The organism is Wolbachia endosymbiont (group A) of Epagoge grotiana (assembly GCF_947251775.1).
Taxonomy (GTDB): domain Bacteria; phylum Pseudomonadota; class Alphaproteobacteria; order Rickettsiales; family Anaplasmataceae; genus Wolbachia; species Wolbachia pipientis.
Genome location: NZ_OX366387.1, coordinates 38,852 through 59,144 on the forward strand (window position 1 = coordinate 38,852; position 20,293 = coordinate 59,144).

The 20,293-nt window shown below is 34.7% G+C and carries 24 protein-coding genes and 3 pseudogenes; 8 read left to right on the forward strand and 19 right to left on the reverse strand.

The annotated features are described in order from the left end of the window. Positions 1-107: 107 nt before the first annotated feature. From OPR50_RS08730 to dnaN, 4 genes and pseudogenes are all read left to right on the forward strand, one after another. Positions 108-1,048 (forward strand): annotated as a pseudogene (locus OPR50_RS08730) (IS5 family transposase). A gap of 281 nt (positions 1,049-1,329) precedes the next feature. Next, positions 1,330-2,223 (forward strand): RNA polymerase factor sigma-32, encoded by an 894-nt coding sequence (locus OPR50_RS00230; protein WP_041582625.1) that lies wholly within the window; start codon positions 1,330-1,332, stop codon positions 2,221-2,223. Then, positions 2,216-2,713, forward strand: a complete 498-nt coding sequence (locus OPR50_RS00235; RefSeq protein WP_265024083.1) for an invasion associated locus B family protein — start codon at positions 2,216-2,218, stop codon at positions 2,711-2,713. The genes OPR50_RS00230 and OPR50_RS00235 overlap by 8 nt, the downstream gene beginning before the upstream one ends. A gap of 123 nt (positions 2,714-2,836) precedes the next feature. Continuing rightward, positions 2,837-3,994, forward strand: coding sequence for a DNA polymerase III subunit beta (gene dnaN, locus OPR50_RS00240; RefSeq protein WP_265024084.1), 1,158 nt, complete (start codon positions 2,837-2,839; stop codon positions 3,992-3,994). Between the two features lie 88 nt (positions 3,995-4,082). Here dnaN and truA read toward each other — a convergent pair whose 3' ends face one another. Together truA and OPR50_RS00250 are read right to left on the reverse strand one after the other, a co-directional pair. Next, the gene (gene truA, locus OPR50_RS00245) at positions 4,083-4,820 is read right to left on the reverse strand and encodes a tRNA pseudouridine(38-40) synthase TruA (protein WP_264719016.1); all 738 of its coding nucleotides are present in this window, start codon (positions 4,818-4,820) and stop codon (positions 4,083-4,085) included. 71 nt (positions 4,821-4,891) lie between these two features. Next, positions 4,892-5,014 (reverse strand): annotated as a pseudogene (locus OPR50_RS00250) (IS630 transposase-related protein); the annotation flags it as partial. Between the two features lie 47 nt (positions 5,015-5,061). Between OPR50_RS00250 and OPR50_RS08735 the strand changes: the two are divergent. Beyond that, positions 5,062-5,160, forward strand: a pseudogene (locus OPR50_RS08735) (IS5 family transposase); the annotation flags it as partial. A gap of 138 nt (positions 5,161-5,298) precedes the next feature. On the opposite strand, the gene OPR50_RS00255 reads toward OPR50_RS08735, so the two are convergent. The 3 genes from OPR50_RS00255 to OPR50_RS00265 form a co-directional block, all read right to left on the reverse strand. Then, positions 5,299-6,057, reverse strand: coding sequence for a cytochrome c1 (locus OPR50_RS00255; RefSeq protein ID WP_010963022.1), 759 nt, complete (start codon positions 6,055-6,057; stop codon positions 5,299-5,301). Positions 6,058-6,404: 347 nt separating this feature from the next. Further along, entirely contained in the window at positions 6,405-7,634 is a 1,230-nt protein-coding gene (locus OPR50_RS00260) for a cytochrome b (protein WP_265024085.1), read from the reverse strand. Between the two features lie 104 nt (positions 7,635-7,738). Then, positions 7,739-7,909, reverse strand: coding sequence for a J domain-containing protein (locus OPR50_RS00265; protein WP_010082675.1), 171 nt, complete (start codon positions 7,907-7,909; stop codon positions 7,739-7,741). 68 nt (positions 7,910-7,977) lie between these two features. Between OPR50_RS00265 and OPR50_RS00270 the strand changes: the two genes are divergently transcribed. Beyond that, entirely contained in the window at positions 7,978-9,507 is a 1,530-nt protein-coding gene (locus tag OPR50_RS00270) for an N-acetylmuramoyl-L-alanine amidase (protein ID WP_223823148.1), read from the forward strand. A 19-nt stretch (positions 9,508-9,526) separates the two neighbouring features. Here OPR50_RS00270 and OPR50_RS00275 read toward each other — a convergent pair whose 3' ends face one another. Next, positions 9,527-9,787: a J domain-containing protein gene (locus OPR50_RS00275; RefSeq protein WP_264723953.1), complete on the reverse strand. Its 261-nt coding sequence runs from the start codon at positions 9,785-9,787 to the stop codon at positions 9,527-9,529. Positions 9,788-9,947: 160 nt separating this feature from the next. Here OPR50_RS00275 and OPR50_RS00280 point away from each other — a divergent pair, with 160 nt between their 5' ends. Together OPR50_RS00280 and hisS are read left to right on the forward strand one after the other, a co-directional pair. Further along, positions 9,948-10,520, forward strand: coding sequence for a NifU family protein (locus OPR50_RS00280; RefSeq protein ID WP_264339602.1), 573 nt, complete (start codon positions 9,948-9,950; stop codon positions 10,518-10,520). Further along, positions 10,517-11,743, forward strand: a complete 1,227-nt coding sequence (hisS, locus tag OPR50_RS00285) for a histidine--tRNA ligase (protein ID WP_265024086.1) — start codon at positions 10,517-10,519, stop codon at positions 11,741-11,743. The genes OPR50_RS00280 and hisS overlap by 4 nt, the downstream gene beginning before the upstream one ends. A 20-nt stretch (positions 11,744-11,763) precedes the next feature. On the opposite strand, the gene surE is transcribed toward hisS, so the two are convergent. The 13 genes from surE to OPR50_RS00350 all read right to left on the reverse strand — a co-directional run bounded on the left by surE (position 11,764) and on the right by OPR50_RS00350 (position 20,246). Next, a complete protein-coding gene (gene surE / locus OPR50_RS00290; RefSeq protein ID WP_264339531.1) occupies positions 11,764-12,516 on the reverse strand; it encodes a 5'/3'-nucleotidase SurE in 753 nt (250 codons plus the stop codon). Positions 12,517-12,572: 56 nt separating this feature from the next. Further along, the gene (locus tag OPR50_RS00295) at positions 12,573-14,318 is read right to left on the reverse strand and encodes a recombinase family protein (protein ID WP_265024087.1); all 1,746 of its coding nucleotides are present in this window, start codon (positions 14,316-14,318) and stop codon (positions 12,573-12,575) included. Next, positions 14,227-14,502, reverse strand: coding sequence for a hypothetical protein (locus OPR50_RS00300; RefSeq protein ID WP_017532679.1), 276 nt, complete (start codon positions 14,500-14,502; stop codon positions 14,227-14,229). The genes OPR50_RS00295 and OPR50_RS00300 overlap by 92 nt, the downstream gene beginning before the upstream one ends. 106 nt (positions 14,503-14,608) lie before the next feature. Beyond that, on the reverse strand, positions 14,609-15,070 hold the full coding sequence (locus tag OPR50_RS00305; protein ID WP_262986671.1) for an ankyrin repeat domain-containing protein: 462 nt from the start codon (positions 15,068-15,070) through the stop codon (positions 14,609-14,611). A gap of 25 nt (positions 15,071-15,095) precedes the next feature. Further along, positions 15,096-15,791 (reverse strand): ankyrin repeat domain-containing protein, encoded by a 696-nt coding sequence (locus OPR50_RS00310; protein ID WP_019236389.1) that lies wholly within the window; start codon positions 15,789-15,791, stop codon positions 15,096-15,098. Between the two features lie 168 nt (positions 15,792-15,959). Further along, complete coding sequence (locus OPR50_RS00315; protein ID WP_262986670.1) at positions 15,960-17,114, reverse strand: phage tail protein; 1,155 nt, start codon at positions 17,112-17,114, stop codon at positions 15,960-15,962. Continuing rightward, a complete protein-coding gene (locus OPR50_RS00320) occupies positions 17,114-17,905 on the reverse strand; it encodes a baseplate assembly protein (protein ID WP_019236392.1) in 792 nt (263 codons plus the stop codon). The genes OPR50_RS00315 and OPR50_RS00320 overlap by 1 nt, the downstream gene beginning before the upstream one ends. A gap of 2 nt (positions 17,906-17,907) precedes the next feature. Beyond that, the gene (locus OPR50_RS00325) at positions 17,908-18,243 is read right to left on the reverse strand and encodes a GPW/gp25 family protein (protein ID WP_019236393.1); all 336 of its coding nucleotides are present in this window, start codon (positions 18,241-18,243) and stop codon (positions 17,908-17,910) included. Positions 18,244-18,245: 2 nt separating this feature from the next. Then, positions 18,246-18,500: a PAAR domain-containing protein gene (locus tag OPR50_RS00330; RefSeq protein ID WP_019236394.1), complete on the reverse strand. Its 255-nt coding sequence runs from the start codon at positions 18,498-18,500 to the stop codon at positions 18,246-18,248. 8 nt (positions 18,501-18,508) lie between these two features. Further along, positions 18,509-18,973, reverse strand: coding sequence for a phage baseplate assembly protein V (locus tag OPR50_RS00335; protein WP_019236395.1), 465 nt, complete (start codon positions 18,971-18,973; stop codon positions 18,509-18,511). Further along, positions 18,960-19,442, reverse strand: a complete 483-nt coding sequence (locus OPR50_RS00340) for a hypothetical protein (protein WP_265024088.1) — start codon at positions 19,440-19,442, stop codon at positions 18,960-18,962. The genes OPR50_RS00335 and OPR50_RS00340 overlap by 14 nt, the downstream gene beginning before the upstream one ends. A 9-nt stretch (positions 19,443-19,451) precedes the next feature. Then, entirely contained in the window at positions 19,452-19,940 is a 489-nt protein-coding gene (locus tag OPR50_RS00345; protein ID WP_019236396.1) for a phage tail protein, read from the reverse strand. Next, the gene (locus tag OPR50_RS00350) at positions 19,941-20,246 is read right to left on the reverse strand and encodes a head-tail joining protein (RefSeq protein WP_019236397.1); all 306 of its coding nucleotides are present in this window, start codon (positions 20,244-20,246) and stop codon (positions 19,941-19,943) included. Positions 20,247-20,293 lie beyond the last annotated feature (47 nt).

Genomic DNA, 20,293 nt, shown 5'->3' on the forward strand with positions numbered 1-20,293 from the left:
AAAGAAATGTGGATTCCAATGGGCTTTGTTGCATAGCAACTGAAAAAATCTGGTGGCTACTGACAAAATTCATTATAAAATAGCCATTTAACCTTGAAAGAAAAAATATGCCACAAAAAATGAGGGTCAGTAACCATAGCGAATATAACAAATTTCTAGAAAAAAGAGGAAATATTTTTCATTATATCAACGAAGCCATAGAAAAGTGGTACGAGAATGGTCCAAAAATACCAGTTGGCAACAATATTTATAGCGATAAAGTTGTAATTTTGGTGCACATAATAACTTGTTTATTTAGAATAGGCCTGAGGCAAACAGTTGGGTTTATAGCAGGATACCTTGAGCAAATTGGGAAAAATTTGCAAGTTATCAGCTATTCACAATCATCAAGAAGGTTTAAGAAACTCAATATTAAGATCAATGATTGCAGAAAATAATATGGAAGATATCGAAATTGCTATAGACAGTACAGGAATTAGTATATACAACAACACTCCTGGTCATAGCAAAGAAAATAGCGAAGATAGAAAGTATCGCAGCTATGAACAGACAAGAAAATTGCATGTAATGTTGAATACAAACAGCAAAAAAGCCATAGCTGTAAAATACAGTAACGGCTGATCACTATGGAGCTTGTGATTTGCTAAAAGAAGTCGATTTTCAGTATGTCATAAAAGTACTATATGCAGATAGGGCATATGACAGAGAAAAGCTCTATAAGCTGTGTAATCAATATGGTATAAAAACGAAAATTCCTCCGAAAAACAACGCAGCAGAGCATCCAAAGTTAGACTATATGGCTGAGAGAAATGCTGCAATTAGACTAATAAAATCATGCAGCGAAGATGGAATGAAGAGGTGGAAAAGGCAAACAAACTACGGAAAAAGATCTTATATAGAAAGTTTTTTCTCGCGACTGAAACAAACATTCGGGTTTAGTTTTAGGAATAAATCTGAGACAAATAGAGAGAAGGAACTACTTGTTAAATGCTATTTGCTCAATAAGTTCACTGATATTGGTATGGCTAAATTTGAGATAGCTTCATAAATTTATTGTGCGTTACCTACTATCCGAAGAGCGATGCAACAAAGCCATTCCAGTGTCAAGGCACTGGAATAACACTATTTGCTATGTGTTTAAGCTATAACGTTTACCATTGTACTGGTAGAATATCATCTAAAGTTACATAATGTTATCCAATTAGCTAACACTGCGGCCTACTGTCTCCAAGAAATTAGATGGAAAATTTGTACTTTTTTCAAATCAAAGCTTGAATTTTTGCTGGAAAATCAATATATTATATGCATGAAGTTTTAATTTAAGTTGTTATGTTGACCTCAATGGCAAACTTATGTGTCGATAGCAGAACCAATCTCATGCAATATATTGCTAGGGTGCAAAAATTTCCTATGCTGTCTCAAGAGGAAGAGGTACGATTAGCAAAAAATTGGAACCAATATAAGGATGTTTCTTCTGCTCATAAATTGATTACCAGCCATTTGAATTTGGTAGTGAAAATTGCAATGAAATTCAAAAATTATGGGCTATTGTTGATGGACCTGGTCATGGAAGGAAATATGGGTTTAATGCATGCAGTGAAAAAGTTTAATCCTGATTTAGGGTTTCGTTTTTCAACTTATGCGGTGTGGTGGATTGAAGCTTCAATAAAAGACTTTATATTGAAATCTTGGTCGTTTGTGAAAATAGGCACAACGCAAGCACAAAGAAGATTGTTTTTTAGTTTACGTAAAATAAAAAAAAGAATTTTACAGTATACAAACAGGGAAACCTTAAATAATGAAGAAATAAAAGCAATATCTAATGAGCTTTCTGTATCCGAAGGAGACGTTCTGCAGATGAATTACCGTATGGCTTGTAAGGATCAGTCGCTAAACGATTGCATAAAAATAGGTGATGACTCTAAAAGGGAGCTACAAGATATGATCCCATGTAACTTGGTTAGTCAAGAAGTAACCTATCAGAATCATGAAGAAAAAGAATTAAAAGAAGCAATTTTAAACAATGCACTAGCGAGCCTCAACGAAAGGGCAAGAGACATTTTTATCAGTAGATATTTGTCTGAAAACATTCAAACTCTGGATGAACTTAGTAAAAAATATTGTGTTTCAAGAGAAAGAATAAGGCAGTTGGCTGAGCAGGCGATGGCTAAGGTAAAACAATATATACAATCTGAAAGTTTGAAATTTTGTTTGCATGCGTAGTTTTTTTATATTTCTAATATTTTTTTCGATAGGCGCTTTTGCATCGGTTAGTGATGTACAATTGAAGGAAAAATATAAAGATTGGCTCGTGTATACTGCATTGGAAGATGGAGAGAAAGTATGTTATATTGTATCCTATCCTAAAAAAAAAAGCGAATATTATACAATCAATCGCAAGCCGTATGTAATGGTTAGTTATGTTGATAAAAAAGCAGATGAGGTAAGCGTTACCTCTGGTTTTCAGTATGATAAGGAGCCTGTAGCTCTCAATATCGACAAAAAAATTAAATATACACTGCCCATAATACAGGGAAGTTTTGCGTGGGCAGAGCATACAAAAATAGATCAAGATCTCATTCTAAAAATGAAGCAGGGATTATCAATGGTAGTTAATGGAAAAACAAAAACAGTGACCATTGATGATACTTATTCCCTACTTGGTTTTCAAAAAGCGTATCAAAAAATGCATGATTTATGCCATACAAAGTAAATTATTGTAACAGAATACCCAGCTATAGTATAAACTAGACTACTCTTTCAATGGAAATATAAATAGCACTTTACTTTATATGGGATGTGGATATCATTTAAAATATATTTTTGAGAGTTAGCAATGTCAGAGGTTGCAGGTGTAGATACAGAAATCAAAAAGCAAAATTCTGTGTGCGAGCAGATGCGTTTTAGCGTGGGCCGCACAAGTCTTTTAAATACATTATCCAGAGTAAGTGGAGTGGTTGAAAGGTGTAATGCAATAGATGTTTTGGCGTGTATAAATATCAAAGCACAACACGGCAGCATAAAATTAATGGCAACTGATCTTGACATTTCAATGTTTGCCTCACTTGCTGCAACCGTATTAACAGAAGGAGAAGTAAAAATTTCAGCGCATACTTTACATGACATAGTGAAGAAGTTACCCGCTGATTTGGATGTCAATTTTGAAGTAAACAACCAAGGAAAATTATTGATGTCTTGCGGAAATGCAAACTTTTCTTTACCGAATGTAGTTTCAAGCAGCTTTCCTGCTCTTGAAGAAGACAATTATAAACATGATTTTATTCTACTAAATACGGACCTGATAGACTTATTAACTAAAACAAAATTTGCTGTATCACTAGATGATACAAGGTATAATTTAAATGGAATATATCTACATACAGATGAGCAGTTTCTGTACTGCGTTGCAACTGATGGCCATCGTTTATCATGTATAAAGAGGCCAAAGCCTGGGAACATCAATGGCGAATTTGGTGTGATCATTCCACGTAAAACTGTTATGGAGCTGTTAAAAATATTGGACGATTGTAATGAAATTAATGTAAAACTCTCAGACAGAAAAATCAAGTTTACATGCGGTGAATATATTCTAATATCAAAATTAATAGATGGAACTTTTCCAAATTATAAAGCAGTTATTCCAGCATCTCAAGATAAGCATATGATTATTGAAAGTAAAAAACTTTCAGATGTTATAGATCGAGTTTCCGTTGTTGTATCTGATAAAGTAAAATCTATTAAATTCTCACTACAAGAAAAGCTGCTAACTCTGCATTCAAACTCCCAAGAGTGCAGTGATGCAACTGAATCCATAGAAGTGGACTACAATGAAGCCCCTATAGAAATAGGGTTCAACTCGCGTTATTTGCTTGATGTTCTATCTTGCATAAAAAATAAATGTAAGTTTAGCTTAGCCGATGGTAATAGTGCTACAATTATCACTGATGAAGATGATTCAAGTGTATTATATGTAGTGATGCCAATGAGAACTTAAACTCGTCATCTCGCTGCTTGTTAGCGAGATCTGGAGATACTGCGGCGGTATGGCACTTATTTCACTAAGAACGTTACTTTTTATTAAATTAGTAATCTATCTTTACCAAATACAAGCCAAAAGGCGGCGCGGTAACCCCAGCAGCACTTCTTTTGCATTGGCTTAATATATGTAGCATTTCTTGCGGATTGGTTCTATTTTTTCCAAATTCAACTAAAGTACCCGCAATAATCCTCACTTGGTTATGTAAAAAGGAAATAGCAGATATTTTGATGTGTATATGATTCCCGTTTTGTACTATATCGATATCATCAATTGTTCTTATCGGATTTGCGGCGTGACAATCTTTTGAACGGAAACTTGAAAGGTCATGTTTTCCAAGTAGATGTTTAGCAGCTTCACGCATAATATTTACATCAAGTGGACTAAACACTTGCCATACATAACCTGTCTCCAGAGCGGCAGGAGCATAGCGATTAACTATTCTGTATTCGTAATATCTTTTTTTTGCTGAAAACCGTGCGTGAAACGCATCATCTACAACTTCTACATTGAGCACGACTATAGGAATTGATTTTAAATGATAATTTATTGCATTTCTTATTCTATAAAGCTCAAATTCCTTTTCCATATCAAAATGAGCAACTTGTCCTAAAGCATGAACCCCTGCATCAGTCCTGCCACCACAGTACAAGGCAATTTTCTCACCACTAAAATTAAATATAGCATTTTCTATCTTCTCCTGGATTGAGTTAGCAGAGTGTTGCTGTTTTTGCCAACCAGAGAAATTACTACCATTATATTCTACCGTTATTTTGTATCGCACTGCATTACATCAAGCTCTATCTAAAATAGTCATTTTCTATCTTAACATAATTTATGGTCAAGCCTACAGTGCTGCCACTCCCATAAAGTAGTTCGTCCAATCTTAAATCTTGCTGCCACTGCTTCTCTGCTTTCTCCTTCGTCTAGCGCCTCCATTGCTTTTTTTCTTAAATCATAACTATATGCTGCTGGCATTCAACCTCCTTATCATTATCTATCCTTATCACATCCGGACTTCTATGAAAAGAGCTATAAATCGTGAAAAAGAACTGCTCATTAAGTGCTGTTTGCTTAATAAATTTACTGACATTGGTATGGCTAAATTCGAAATGGCTACATGAATTTATCGTAAATTATTACCGTATAAGGTACGATGCGACAAAGCCATCCCAGTGTCAGCTACTCGGATGACACCGTCATAAAGGAACCAGTGTTAGCTACTTGGATGACAACCATTGTGCTTGAGGCAAAATTGACTATCACTTCTTTTTATAGAGCTTGCTCCAAACTTTGTTGTTAGTTAATACAAAAAACACTGTTAAAATTATAAAATACGCCACTACTTTTAATCCAAGTTTATGCCGGCGCTCTAATTCTGGCTCTGCTGCCCATTGTAAAAAATTTATCACATCATACGCCATATTTTCAACTGTGGCTTGCCTTGCACCATCATATTCCACCATTCCTTCAGAAAGTGGTGGCGCCATAGCTAATCTGCCTGTTGGAAAATACGAATTAAAATATAAATCATTTTCATCGTGTTCGCCGTTTTGATAGCCTGTTAACAATGAATAGACATAATTTGCACCATCATGCCTTGCTTTAATAATTAATGATAAGTCTGGTGGGACTGCACCATTGTTGCTTGCTGCAGCTGCTTCTTTTGTATCAAAAGGCGCAATAAAATAATCCGAAGGTACTCCAGGTCTGTCAAACATTTCACCCAAATCATTCGGACCATCTTTAACTTGATAAGAAGCTGCTATTTGTTTTACATCTTCTTCAGAAAAACCGACATCTTGCAAATTACGAAATGCTACCCTATTCATTGAATGACAAGCAGCACAGACTTCTTTATACACTTTATAGCCACGCTGAATTGACTCTCTATCGAAAGATCCGACAATTCCATCAAATTTCCAGTCTATTTTCTTATTTGGTGATGATTTAAATTCTTCTGCAGATATAAGACTAGATAGAAATAACATGCAGAAGATTGCAAATACATTAGATCCCATGCATAACCACTGTTTTAGTAAATTTCGAATTGATGTCATGCAAGTAGCTGACACTGGAATCCAGCTTATTTCATCACTGACATTATGGTTATCATGCACTCCTAGAATCTGTTGTCCATTGCATGATTTGTAAGTATTTTTATACCTGGATCCCAGTGTCAAGCACTGGGATGACAACGGAAGATAGTGGAATGACACTGTGTGTTGTATACAACGTTCATACAATTGTGTACATGATGCTGGAATCCATTTATTTTTTTTCTGGATCCCAGTGTCAAGCACTGGGATGACAAAAGAGGGCTCTGGGATGACAGAGAATTTTGTAAGAGATCTGCTTTGAATTGACATCACCTCATCTCCGGCACAGAATCACTTAAGGTTTTTGGTGGTTCTTTTGGCTTTTCATACTTACTAAGCAGTGGTAAAACTATCACAAAGTATGCAAAGTAATAAAGAGTAGATAGCCTACTCATAGTGATGTAAGGCTCTTTTACCTCTTTTCCTCCAAGCCAGGCAAGAAGTACAAAATTTATTGCAAAAACCCAAAAAAATTTCTTAAACACCGGGCGATAAGCACCACTTTTAACTTTTGATTTATCAAGCCAAGGTAACAAAAACCACACTAAAATAGACGCAAACATGGTAAGCACACCAGTAAGTTTATCTGGAATTGAACGTAGCATTGCATAAAAAGGTAAAAAATACCACTCTGGCACTATATGTACCGGAGTGACCATAGAATCAGCTTCTATATAATTGTCTGGATGCCCAAGATAATTGGGAGCATAGAAAACAAATGCGAACAAAACTACAAAAAACAGACCAAAAGTTATGCAATCCTTGACTATATAATAAGGATAGAGAGGGATGGTATCCTTATCTGATTTTACCTCCACTCCACTTGGGTTACCAGAGCCAAACCTATGCAGAGCTATCACATGAAGCATAGCTAAAGCAATAATAACAAAAGGCAGAAGATAATGCAGAGCGAAAAAACGGTTAAGTGTTGGGTTATCCACTGAAAAACCACCCCATAACCATATAACTATTTTATTGCCAATTAAAGGTATAGCAGAAAATAAGTTGGTTATAACTGTTGCACCCCAGAAACTCATTTGTCCCCAAGGCAATACATATCCCATAAAGGCAGTTGCCATCATTGCAAAAAATATAAATATTCCAATAAACCACACCATCTCTCTCGGTCTTTTATAAGATCCGTAATATAATCCACGCATTATATGAACATAGACTACCATAAAGAAGAGCGATGCTCCAACAGCGTGAGTGTAGCGTATTAACCACCCGTAATTCACATCTCGCATTATGCGCTCTACACTATTAAACGCATAATCAACATGCGGAGTGTAGTGCATAGCAAGAAATATACCTGTTATTATTTGTAAAATCAGCGCTATACCAGCCAAAGAGCCAAAGTTCCAAGCATAATTTAAGTTTTTTGGCACTTGGTAAGAAGCAGTGTGTCTTAGAAAAGAAAATATAGGCAATCTATATTCTATCCATCCTAATATGCCTTTTTCTTCTTTTATTGTTTCTTTTTTGTTATCTTCCTGCATAACTTAAACCTTTCTGAACACATGTCCATTGCTACTTTTATCTTATTTTTTTATTGTAGCAACTTATCCTTTACGCACAAATAAAAACTTTAGAGCAATATTAATTACCTCTTCAGCAACCTGTCACGTGCTGCGTTTAATTTTTGTGCAAAATATTCCGAGCCTCCTTTATCTGGGTGAACTAATTTCATTAAATTTTGATATGCTTTATTGATTTCATTTTGGTTCGCTCCAGAATCTATTCCTAGCACTTTAAATGCTCCATCTCTGAACATGTTACTACTACCAGACTAGTATGATTTTGTCTTGTAAATTTATTCAACAACCCTATTCTAACTATATAATGAAAAATTATCTACAAAGTGTTTATGAAGATGGTATGAAAATCCAACTATCTAAAGTCAACAAATATTTATTAGTTTTACTGATTACTGTCTCAGCATTTCTCATATCTGGGCAAGTATCCAGTTCAAGCAATATCGAGAATGATTTTCAAGATTTACAAGAAAAATTACCATTATTGAAAGATCAGGATTTGTTATTTTTAGATCCAGCTTCAGCTTTAAATTATGGTGATAGGGCAGGTAAAAAAGTGTTAATGGTTATAGTTCACCATACTGAAACATCAACACTAAAAGGTACAAAAGATACGCTGAATGCTAGAGGATTGTCAGTTCATTTTATTGTCGATAGGGATGGCAGCATCACCTTAATGGTTCCATTAGAGAAAGAAGCATGGCATGCTGGTATTAGTTATGCAAGAGTTAAGGTAGATAGTAAGCTTGAAGAGTTACGGAAGCTTAACAACTATTCTGTAGGTATTGAAATTGTAAACACAGGACTTGAGCCTTTTCCGGAAGAGCAAATGAGATCTGTTAAAGAGCTGATTTTATACCTTATGGAGCGTTTTAAAATTAAAAGGGATATGATATTTAGTCATTCTGAAATAGGAACTATAGTGTATGATCCAGAGCTTGGCTATACAATGCGTAAACCAGATCCACACAAATTGTTTGATTGGGAGTTATTAGAGAAAAATGAAATTGGATTGCACATAAGTGACAGAATAAACCCTAAAGATGCTAAACACAAAATGGGCAAAACATTGTATAAAGCAGGTGATAGAAATGAAGGTATTTTGAAATTAAAACAAAGGCTGAACAGATTTTTCTATAAGATAGAACCTTGGAATGATAAGAAAGGTAATGTAATTTTTCCTGATAATAATGCTGATTACTCAGATGAGTTTGATGAGAATTTTGTATGGGTTATTTATCAGTTTTCAATACATAATTTACCAAGAGAAATTAGAAAAGATCTACCTCTTAAACTAGAACAAGCAGATATATTTCCTGAATTCTTTAGTGAATATAGTCATGGCATTTCTTCTAGTTATCTAACCTTTAGTGAAAAAATTAAATCGACTCTACAACCATGTTTAAGCAAAGTAGATTATGAGAATTTATTATCTTCTCTTGCACAATATGAGAATAACATTTCTCCTGATGCATCTACCACTTTAATGTACAAAATTAAGTTATACTATGATTCTTATTTAAGATATCGCATATGGTCTTCACTCTATAAACCATTTAAGCTTAATGTATTGGAAGAGTTAGAGATTTTAAAGAGTGGAGTGTTATCTTTAAAATCACTAGATAGCTCTAAAGCTGCAGAAGTTTCCAGTTTAATTGATAGCTTTAAAGTAGATATTTCTTTAGAATTTCAGGGTTTTGAAAAACAGTGGTTTCAGGAGTTTAAGAATGCTTGGAGACAAGAATTTATACCTTCCCTGGAAGAACAGATAACATGGACTGCACTACATGAAGCAATATTGGAGTATTTAGAAAAAGCAAAGGAAGAAATTCGTTAAACGAAAACTTTTTTTAAGATCACTTTTTTAACAATTTATCACGTGCCGCATTTAGCTTTTGCGCAAAATATTCCGAGCCTCCCTTATCTGGGTGAACTAATTTCATTAAATTTTGATATGCTTTATTGATTTCATTTTGACTTGCCTCAGGATTCAGCCCCAGTATCTTTAATGCTTCATCCTTGGACATGTTATCACCAGTGTAATTTTCAGTACAACTTCTACTGCTATTAAATTCGTTCAAAAACTTACTCAATATAGAGTTCATCATGAAACTCATATTATTTTTTTTTGTCAGGAAAAGAAAAAATACAACAACGCTAGGCAAGACAAATGTAATTACTATGAATACTAAAAAAAGAAAAAAGATGAATGACATGTATATTTTTTTATCATTTTATGATTAAATAGTAACAATTATAATTGTCATGGTAAATAACATGTTCATCCAGATTGAAGAAACACCAAACCCAAATACGCTAAAATTCCTTCCTGGATTTGAAATTTTAAACGAAGGAGAAACGGCTGATTTTTCAAATGCAAATGAGATAAAAAATTCTAAACTAGCAGCAAATCTTTTTCAAATAGAACATGTGGTAAGAGTGTTTTTTGGTCATGATTTTATTTCAGTAACAAAATTGGGTGGAATTAATTGGGATACATTAAAAGTAGAAATTTTAACTACAATCATGGATCACTTTACTTCAGGTGGAAAAGCACTAGATAAAGAAGGAGTAAATGATAATAATATACCGGATGAAGAATTTTTCGATGAGAATGATATAGAAATTGTAAATAGAATAAAAGAATTGATGGAAAGTTATATCAAACCTGCAGTTGCTCAAGATGGTGGCGATATCAAATTTCGTGGCTATAAAGATGGAATAGTTTATGTTGAGTTGCAAGGAGCTTGCTCTGGATGCCCAAGTGCTGCAATTACTTTAAAGCAAGGAGTGCAAAATATGCTGAGCTACCACATACCAGAGATTGCAGGTATAGAGACCACACTATGACTAATCAAACGGTTAGAGGAACAAAAGATCTCCTGTTTGATGAATGGTACAAGTTTAAATACATAGAGCAAACAGCAAACAGAATCTCAAGTTTATACGGCTTTTTGCCCGCCCAAACTCCAATATTTGAATACACGGAGGTTTTTACAAAAACCTTAGGTGATAGCTCAGATATCATCACTAAAGAGATGTATAGCTTCAATGATAAAGGGGGAAAGAGCATAACTTTACGTCCTGAGTTCACTGCAGCGATTGTCAGGCTACTCATTGAAAAAAAACTGCAAACACCGATAAAATTATTCTCAACAGGACCTGCATTTCGCTATGAAAGACCGCAAAAGGGAAGACAAAGGCAATTTCATCAGATAAATTTTGAGGTTTTTGGCATAGAAGATCCAAAAGCTGATATTGAATTGATATCACTCGCTCAGCACTTACTAACTGAATTTGGCATCAATAAAAATGTAAAGCTGGAAATCAACTCTTTAGGTGATGGTGAAACAATAACTAAATATAGAGAAGCTTTGATCTTATACTTTACAAAGTATCAAAATGATCTATCAGAAGATAGCAAAAATAGGTTGATCAAAAACCCACTCAGAATACTGGATTCCAAGGACGAGAAAGATAAATCAATAATTTCTGATGCGCCCAAAATCAGCAATTATTATACGAAAGAGTCCTCAGATTTCTTTGAACAAATACTAAATGGATTAACAATTCTTGATATACCTTATACCGTAAACAATAAACTAGTTCGAGGTTTGGATTATTATTGCCACACAGTGTTTGAGTTTGTTACAGAGGATTTAGGTGCACAAGGGGCAGTTTTTGCCGGTGGAAGATACGATAATTTAGTATCTTCAGTAGGTGGAAAACACACTCCAGCAATAGGATTTGCAGGGGGTATTGAGCGCATAATGGAGTTAATCAATTATTCTCCGAAAGAAGAGCGACCTATTTACCTAATTCCAATCGGTAGAGAGGCTGAAAAACATGCTTTAACACTTGCAAATGAATTGCGCAGAAATGGTTTATATGTAATCTATGAATATAGCGGAACGCTCAGAACCCGAATGAAAAAAGCAAATCAAGCAAATGCTAAAGCTGCTTTAATCTTTGGCGATGAAGAATTGAGTAGTAAAACTTTAAAGATTAAAAACATGGATACAGGTGAAGAAAAAATAATTGCTCGCGATAACACAATAGAAAATATCTATTAGGAGCAATGCAAATGTTTTTCTCAGTCAGCTATAGAAGAAAATTCGTCTGCACAAGAATTTCTCATAGTATTCAATGTATCATAATCTGTAAAATCTAATTTTACCGGTGTAATAGTAATAAATCCTTCTTTTATTTTATTTATACTACCACTGCCTGAGTGCTCTCGAGACCAATTTAAGCTAAAAGAGCCATTCGAATTTTCAGTAAAAGTTAAATCCCCATCAATGTTATATTCACCTTGTTCAGCAAATTCTACTCCTTTTACTTTTTCCGTAGCAGGAAAATTTACACTCATCACTATGTTTTTAGGCCAACCAACCTTAACTAGCTTGGCAATAACCTTTGGTGCAAAAACCTTTGTATTGTGCCAGTCTATTTTATCATGATAAACTTGGCTTAGCGCAATAGAAGGTATAGACCTTGCAGCACCTTCCATTACAGCACCAATTGTTCCTGAATAACAAATATCGTCCCCGACATTTGATCCAATATTTACTCCGGACAATATTAAGTCTGGTTTTTTATTCATAACTTTATTTAGCGCAATAATGACACAATCTGCAGGAGTACCAGACACACTAAATTCCCTTTCACTATGTTGTTTTATTCCAATAGATTGTTTCACTGGATAATCAAGAGATCTTGCAGCTCCGCTTCTATCAGTATCTGGTGCCACTATCCATATTTCTGACGCAAAATTCCGTGCAACCTCTTTGAGTAATTTTATTCCTTCACTTCCAAAACCATCATCGTTTGTTATTAATATTATCATATACAATGTTCAGCTATACAGCTCCAAATTATGTAAACCACTGGCTGTAAATAAACTCATGAGGCTTTAAGTTTCTTTGCATAACTACGGACTGTAACAAAGAACCTGCTGTAAATCAATAGATTTCTTGCACAGGCCATAACTGTCATTACAATAGAAACGAAAAAACTTACTTGACAAACTCCGCCAGCGCCCTTATCATGACGTCCAGTACAATGTTGCAAATTAAAAATCTCTCCATCCTGTGCTGGTTCTTCGATTCTAAACGCCACTTCTACCTGATCATAACCAATCTGAATTCGTTCTACTAATGCTTTAATGATGCCACGCTTAGTTTGCCAATCTAGCTGTTCCAAATTAGATTTTACACTGGAATAAAGACTCTTTATACTGTTGATGATAAGGTTCATTCCCTTCTCTATTGCTTTTTGATCAACTACCTTTTTCTTCTCTTCTTCTATCCCTCTTAAGCGTTCCCTCATTCTTTTCATCGTCTGTTTAAATTCTTCCTCACTTATATATCCTTTATCTCCTACATTTTCTTGACTATAATAGTCTTCCATTAACTTTTCGATGCCTTGTTTTATTTGATTTTCCCTTCTTGCAAACTTCTTATCTGATGATTCATCATTTTTATTTTCTGCAATTCTACGGTGATACTCATTTTTTATTATCTCTGGGTTTTTTAGTAAATTTTTCACCTTTTCCCATATAGCTGTTTCTAACATATCTGTACGGACCAATTTATTAGTACACTTCTCCCTACCATCAGTAATACGTATAGTACTACTACAGCGATAATAGCTAAACTTTTTTCCCTCAACTCCACATTGTGCACCACTATACGCATATCCACAGTTTTGACACACAACTAGACCTTGTAATAGATATTTCTTTTTTCCTCCCTCTCTCTGCATCCTTGCTCTTTTTCTATTTTCATCCAGTTGCTTTTGTACTTTATTAAATAACCCTTCATCAACTATTTTTGGTACTGGTATATAAATCCAGCTGTCCTCATCTGTGCGACAGATAGAAACCTTTTGTTTATTTCTTTCTCTTTTTTCAACCCTCTTTAATTTACCAAACGCTGCTTGTCCTTTATATGCTGGATTTCTTAATACCTTCCAAATTATTATTGGACACCACACCTTCTTTCCAGTTCTTGTTCTAATTGACTTATCTCTTAGTCTACGTATCACTTCCCTTATACTTATTCTCTCTTGCCCTACCCACATGAATATCTGCTTTACTATTTTTGCTTCCTCTTCATTTATTTCAAACTTTGTCTTTTCTCTATCTACATGCTTTATACGATTATAACCAAAAGGTGCAATGCCAATTACACTTACACAGCCTTTTTTTGCTCTATGGAGTTTTCCCCTACGACTACGTTCCATAATCTTTGTACACTCATATTCTGCCACTAATCCTTGCATTCCCAATAACAATTTAGACTCTGGATTATTTTCAGTCTTATGATTTAAGAATATTACTTCTACTCCTGCTTTTTCAAATTCATCAAGTAGTATCATTTGATGTGCAGATTTTCTTGATAGTCGGTCAGGTGAATGAATATAAATTTTATCAATTTGATCTTCTCCTACTTTATCACGTAATGCATCTAAACCTTCACGTTCTAAACTCCACCCACTAAGCCCATCATCCTTAAATTCATACTCATTCAATAACTCATGCTTATCTGCAGCAATTCTATGCTTGAGCTCGGCAATTTGACTCTCTATTGTATTGTTCTGCGCTTGACTCTTCGATGAAACTCTTGCATATAAGGCCACTGTTATCATTTTTCTTTATCTCCTTTTCATTGTTTCTTTTTACCGCATACCTTAGTAACAGCTCATAGGCGTCTGCTAGATGTTGTTCCGCTAATTCATCTGGCTCGTATCGGCAAGTTAATGTTCTTTTTCTCATAGTTTCTCCTGCAAATGTTTTTGTAGTGCAAGGAGCCTTACCACTCCTTTTTTCCATCAATCCATTTATTCTTATGAAAAAGACCAACTTTTATCAGCTACAGCCTTCAAATTTGGTCTAGCCCTTCCTTTGCCAACTGCTGTTGCGCTTTCTGATACGACTCTTATTTTTTTAACAAACTTTCCATTTTCTCTGTTTCCTTCTTTAATACCTCGGCTATTTCTTTGCTATTTTTTGCATAATCCATCGCTGTTATTCCAAATTTATCTGCTTGCTCTATTTCAGCCCCTGCTTTTACTAGCTCCTCCACTATTTCTTTTTCTCCTACCATACATGCAAGATGCAGCGGAGTGCATTTATTGCCATACTCTTCAGCATTTACATTCCCTCCTGATTTTATCAATTCTCTAACTGTTTCTAGACGCTTCTCCGTTATCGCTAGATGCAGTGCTGTATGTCCTCTTACATCTGCTGCATTCACATCTACTCCTTTTTCGATTAATAACCTCACTATTTTTACCTCTACTGCATAATGTAGAGCTGTTCTTCCTTTTTCGTCTCTTTCATAAATATTTTTAAACGAGTTCTCTAATAGTGACTCATCTTTTTTACCCAGCTTTACCATAACTTACCCCACCTTTTCTTTAAACCTAAGCCTTCCTTTTTACCACCTCATCTATCATTGCATTCACTTGGCTGATTATCTTGCTTGCTAAATTTTGACATTCTTTCTTTATTAGCGATTTGTCTCTCTTCCTTATTTCTCCTATCTCTATTATTTTTAGCTCCGGCATGTAGCTTCCATTCAACATGTCTGCTATTTCTCCCACTAGCCCCTCTATTCCATAGCACGTCAGTTCTCTACTTTTTGTTATTCCTCCTTTTTCTCTCAAAAATTTACTCGCCTTTTCACTCTCTTTGCTATCACATAGACGATACTTTTCACTTTCCCAGATGTAATACATTGGCGTTGCGCCGTACTTATTCAGTTGATTAACTTCAGCTCCTGCTTTTACTAGCTCTTTTATTATTTCAACTCCTGCTCCTTTGCACGCAGAGTGGAGTGGCGTACATCCAGTGACATATTGAGTGGCATTTACTTCTGCTCCTTCTCTTAGCAGCACTTTTACATTTTCTAAACTTTTTGCGAATACTGCACAGTGCAGAGGTGTATAACCATTTTTATCTCTTGCATTAACCTCTGCCCCTTTTTTTATTAATAACCTCACTGTTGTGTAATCGGAGATTTCTACTGCTTGGTGCAATATCGTCTCTCCTTCTTCATTTCTTTTATTAATATCGTTACTTGATACTTCTTTAAAAAACTTACTCTTGCTAAAACTCATTTCATACCTCATAAAATTAGCTTTTCTAGCGTCAGATAAATTTCTTATATTTACCTGCTGCTATTCAAGTCATGTCTATTTTAGCATAAGAAAGCAAGTCTTTTTCTTTTTATTTCATACACTTTTACCTATTATTAATATAATATATGAGGATCTAAATATAAATGCTTAGCTTATTAGAGATATTACTTGACTACTTTTCCAACTTCTGTGCAAATGTCGATGTTCGTGCCACTTCAGTACTCCTGGATAAAATACTAAAATGTAATTTTCTAATTCGTGTATTGAATCTTTTTGCTCTAAATCGTTTTTATAGTAAATGTTGTGTTCTGCTAAAACATATTTTCTGACCTTCTGATCTGTATAATTTTCTACTTTATAGTTGTGAGTAACGCTAAATCTTTCTAAAATTGGCTTGTGTTTTAAATTCCAATATTGCCCTGAAAGTTTATCGCTTCCCAATACAAATTTATTTCCTCTTTCTTCTACGCTACTAACTGGAAAGCACGTATTTATGTCTCCTAAATCCCAACTGTCTGATAATACTATCTGCGCTTTTGCAAATTTAATCGATGGTAATAAACTCTGTGGTAATGGATATAGTGCTTTTAAGTTGTACCACAAATGATTTCTTTCATAAATACCGTTATAATTCTTTGTGTGAGGCTCGGTTTCTCCAAGGATTGCTACATCTAGGCGATATATATCATTGCTTAAAGCTCGTTCATAATGATCGCGTAGATAGTTTTCTATAATCCTAATAACTGGACCACTAGACCTGAAAAAATTTACTCTTCCAAATGATAACACTGGTCCATCTTTTTCTATTTTTACCCCTGAATAATCAGAAAGAAGATCTCCAAATAAACTCTCATCCAATATAAATCTCTGCGCATTATAATAATCGTTAAAAATCCTCATCAATCTGGATCTTACAGGCAGTGATAGTTTTGCCAGCTCTACTACTGCATCTACGAAGAAGTCATTTGGAACATCTTTTATCCCTACTTGCAACTCAAAAAAATGTTTACCAGGTGGTTCTTCGATAATTTTAATATCTTCTATATTTGCCCATTTTAGTGCTATTTTTAGTGATGCTGGAGTTCCTCTCAGTCTTTGAAATTTTACTCCTTCTATTACGGCTTTTCTTCTATCTTTTACCCAACGCAGTATCTCTTCTAAACCATATTCCTCAATCAACCACGGCAATGTTTCTTCTTCTAATCTAAATTTAAACCCTCTTATACAGCTTGGATCAACCTTATAATCTGTTGCATCAACCAATGCTTGCTCTTGCTTTGTTGCGTTTGGTGGCAGTAACATTAATTCAACTCAATCTTTAAATTTCTCAAATTTGCACACTCGTTACCTAGCACCATAACATCCTCTCTTGGCTCGATTAATTCCACATTTTCTACACCCTCTACAAATAGATTTGCTATTATCCATGATCTTGTAACATTCCATCCCAGTCTTCTATTTGCTTCAAACTTCTTAATAAACTGCTTCTTGATTTCTTCCTCTGATATTACAGGATTTATGCTCATTCTGCTGTGAATATCTATTTCCGTAATATTGCAACCAATTACTGTTATCGTATCTGTTAAAACACTTATATCATCCCTAGTAACCTGCTTTTTTACAATTTCTAGTAGCTCTTCTAACACTATGCCAGTTGTGGATAATTCTGTTGATAAGATTGAAATTTGTACTTTCCCTGGTATAGGTGATTCTACTAGCGCATCCTTTACTCTTCTATCTGCCGAAAGTGCATGATAACGATAATTTCCTCCTGTTGACCACCCCTTTATTTTTGCTTTGATTCTTTTTCTAAATCGTTCATCATCTTCTTCTTTTTCTCTCTCTACTCCATAAAATTCAGCCAAATTATCAAGATCTTCTCCTGTCGCAAATTTAAATAAATTACTTTTTATTGCTTCGTTTATTCTTTCTCTGAGCAGAAGTTCTCGCCATGCTGCTACCTCCAGAATCTTTATTGCTGGATCGGATTCTACTAACGCTGAAAAGGTTTCATCTCTACGGACCAATTCTTCCTTCATTCTCGAAAAGATTTCCTCATAGCTTAGTTTTTCAATAATATTAGATGTCTGCATTTCTAAACAACTACTCCACTAATACCTATGAATTTGCCTTCTGAAAGATACATACCTTCAAGTACAAGAGTCATTTTTCCTTCTTTAGCTTCAGCAATCTTTACTTTTTCTAACTTAAATCTCTTCTCAAATTTCCCCAGTGCTTCTGCTGTTGCTGCATAGATTTCCAAAGTTAAATCTCTATTTATTGGCTTATCCACCAATTCAAATAATCTTGAGCCATAATCTCTTCTCATAATTCTACTACCTTTCGGAGTAGTCAAAATATCAACTATTGATTGCTTCAAGTGCTCTATTCCTTTTAATTCTTTCCCTCTTTTAGCATCCATTCCTTTCATTTTTAGCCTGCAAACACGGTTTCACTGCCTTTTATTACTTTAAATCCACATGAAACTATATCTTCTACTCTTCCTATACCAAGACCATTTGCAAACACTGTTTTTGATCCTTCAGTTAATACTCTTCCTTCTGTAAAATTATCTCCTTTACGGCAAACTGGCTTACCATTCACAAAAACATTATTACTGCCGCTAATGCAAAAATGTGGTGTTGCTTCTGCACAATAATCTCCTACTCGCACAACTGATTTATTCATTTTTCCAATTAATTAAGTTCTATTTTATCTGCTTTCAGTTTTATTTCACTCTTTGTCATCTCTATACTCGATCCTCCAGCTTTCAATGTTATTTTGTCTACTACTTCAATCTCTAAATGATGCTTCTCTTTATCATATAACAATCTTGTTCCATCCTGAAACTTCACACTATTTATTTCTTTTTTATTCTCTGGTGCAGAGTATTTTTCCTGATATATTCCTCCTAATACCACTCCTAATGATAGTTCACCAAGAGGAGAAAATACCATTACTTGTTCATCGATATCTGGAGGAGACCAATCTCTATCTTTTCCTGCTTTGCTTGTTATCCATGGCAGATAATCTGTTACAATATCTCCTATTTTCACTCTTACTTTTGCTTTTTCATAATCTATTTCTTTTACAATTCCTATACGAATAACGTTTGCTAGCTTCCTATTCAGCTCTGAAATCGCAAAACTATGATCCAACATTTATATTTCCTACGTTTATTGTATGTGGTTTAATTTTCCCCTCTTCCCATACTGATTTACCTAAATGAAGCTGATGACTCCAATCAACCATCCACACTAAATATGCATCGAGCTCTGGCCTAAATCCGTCAATTTCCGCAGAGATAAATTCTCCTGGTGAAACATTTTCCACATTCCAAGTATTTTTATTTACTACTCTCGCAACCTCAGCAGCTAATGTTCTAACAACTACCGAGGAATCCTCTACTGTTCCATCAACTACAATCCTCGCCTCAAACCTGGCTTTCAATGCTAATTCATCAGTACCTGCATCTTTACCTGGTTCTAAACTTATTAGTTCTACAAACACCGCTGGCGCTACTAATTCTTTCCTTATTGCTGGATAAATTTCACATGTCTGTATAGCCAGTATTTCTTCCTTCAGTGTGCTGCAAATTGCTTTATGTAAATCTTTCCAGAACTTTGTCATGCATATAATTTAACTCATGTAATGTATAAAATATTTTTCAAATACCTTTTCAACTTCATAATTAACAAGATTCCCTATTATCCTTGAAGCCTCAGGTTCGAGTGGCAACTTAACTTCCTTTATTGGCAATGCTGCCCTTCCTTCACGTTTAAACATACCGCTATTTCCTTTTGGCATAACTGCTGCAAATCCTCCTATAAACTCATGCTTTCCTACTTTCGATCCTCTTCTTGTTTTTTGTATTTTGCCAATTGTCGATGCTCTAATGTCGTAGAGATTTGCTCTAATTAACACTTCTAATCTGCTTGTTTTTGCTTTAAAAATTCTTAATCTCTTTCTTATCAAACTTAATTTTATTCTCTTTTCCTCACTAATTTCCTTAGCTGCTTTTGATTTTAGCCATATTGCTGTTTTGTTTAATGCACTCACCGTCACTTTTTCCACTTTTTTCCTTTCAGCATCTATACTTTGTATAATACTACCGGTGTTAATACGCATTTATACTCCTGACGCTCGAATTTTCCATACCATTCCTGAATTATCTTGCAGCGGTGGAGAATATACTTTATATTTACGGTCACCTATAACAAAAATATCTCCTACAATTGGCTGCAGTACATCAAACGCACTTATTTCCAACACTAAAGTTTCTCCTACAAATTGCCCTTCACCAATCTCGTATAATTTATCTGGCTCTTGCTTTAACACCTGTACCATATATGACTTATCCTTTGATTTATATAAAGCCACTTCTCCTAAATGGGCAAAACAATCTTTAAATAATCTCTTAATATTCTCTTGCACGTTTCTCCTCTATATACTAACATTTATATGCTAAGAAGAGGTAAAGC

Coding starts and splice junctions, on each gene's coding strand:
- OPR50_RS00255 (WP_010963022.1), bottom strand. CDS start 6,057: ATGGGATCTAATGTATTTGCAATCTTCTGCATGTTATTTCTATCTAGT.
- OPR50_RS00305 (WP_262986671.1), bottom strand. CDS start 15,070: ATGGTAAAGCTGGGTAAAAAAGATGAGTCACTATTAGAGAACTCGTTT.
- OPR50_RS00270 (WP_223823148.1), top strand. CDS start 7,978: ATGAAAAATTATCTACAAAGTGTTTATGAAGATGGTATGAAAATCCAA.
- OPR50_RS00325 (WP_019236393.1), bottom strand. CDS start 18,243: ATGAAAGGAATGGATGCTAAAAGAGGGAAAGAATTAAAAGGAATAGAG.
- dnaN (WP_265024084.1), top strand. CDS start 2,837: ATGTCAGAGGTTGCAGGTGTAGATACAGAAATCAAAAAGCAAAATTCT.
- OPR50_RS00315 (WP_262986670.1), bottom strand. CDS start 17,114: ATGTTACTGCCACCAAACGCAACAAAGCAAGAGCAAGCATTGGTTGAT.
- OPR50_RS00235 (WP_265024083.1), top strand. CDS start 2,216: ATGCGTAGTTTTTTTATATTTCTAATATTTTTTTCGATAGGCGCTTTT.
- OPR50_RS00230 (WP_041582625.1), top strand. CDS start 1,330: ATGTTGACCTCAATGGCAAACTTATGTGTCGATAGCAGAACCAATCTC.
- OPR50_RS00335 (WP_019236395.1), bottom strand. CDS start 18,973: ATGTTGGATCATAGTTTTGCGATTTCAGAGCTGAATAGGAAGCTAGCA.
- OPR50_RS00300 (WP_017532679.1), bottom strand. CDS start 14,502: ATGGAAAAAAGGAGTGGTAAGGCTCCTTGCACTACAAAAACATTTGCA.
- OPR50_RS00275 (WP_264723953.1), bottom strand. CDS start 9,787: ATGAGTTTCATGATGAACTCTATATTGAGTAAGTTTTTGAACGAATTT.
- OPR50_RS00345 (WP_019236396.1), bottom strand. CDS start 19,940: ATGCGTATTAACACCGGTAGTATTATACAAAGTATAGATGCTGAAAGG.
- surE (WP_264339531.1), bottom strand. CDS start 12,516: ATGATAATATTAATAACAAACGATGATGGTTTTGGAAGTGAAGGAATA.
- OPR50_RS00295 (WP_265024087.1), bottom strand. CDS start 14,318: ATGATAACAGTGGCCTTATATGCAAGAGTTTCATCGAAGAGTCAAGCG.
- OPR50_RS00330 (WP_019236394.1), bottom strand. CDS start 18,500: ATGAATAAATCAGTTGTGCGAGTAGGAGATTATTGTGCAGAAGCAACA.
- OPR50_RS00320 (WP_019236392.1), bottom strand. CDS start 17,905: ATGCAGACATCTAATATTATTGAAAAACTAAGCTATGAGGAAATCTTT.
- OPR50_RS00280 (WP_264339602.1), top strand. CDS start 9,948: ATGTTCATCCAGATTGAAGAAACACCAAACCCAAATACGCTAAAATTC.
- OPR50_RS00260 (WP_265024085.1), bottom strand. CDS start 7,634: ATGCAGGAAGATAACAAAAAAGAAACAATAAAAGAAGAAAAAGGCATA.
- OPR50_RS00340 (WP_265024088.1), bottom strand. CDS start 19,442: ATGACAAAGTTCTGGAAAGATTTACATAAAGCAATTTGCAGCACACTG.
- OPR50_RS00265 (WP_010082675.1), bottom strand. CDS start 7,909: ATGTTCAGAGATGGAGCATTTAAAGTGCTAGGAATAGATTCTGGAGCG.
- hisS (WP_265024086.1), top strand. CDS start 10,517: ATGACTAATCAAACGGTTAGAGGAACAAAAGATCTCCTGTTTGATGAA.
- OPR50_RS00310 (WP_019236389.1), bottom strand. CDS start 15,791: ATGAGTTTTAGCAAGAGTAAGTTTTTTAAAGAAGTATCAAGTAACGAT.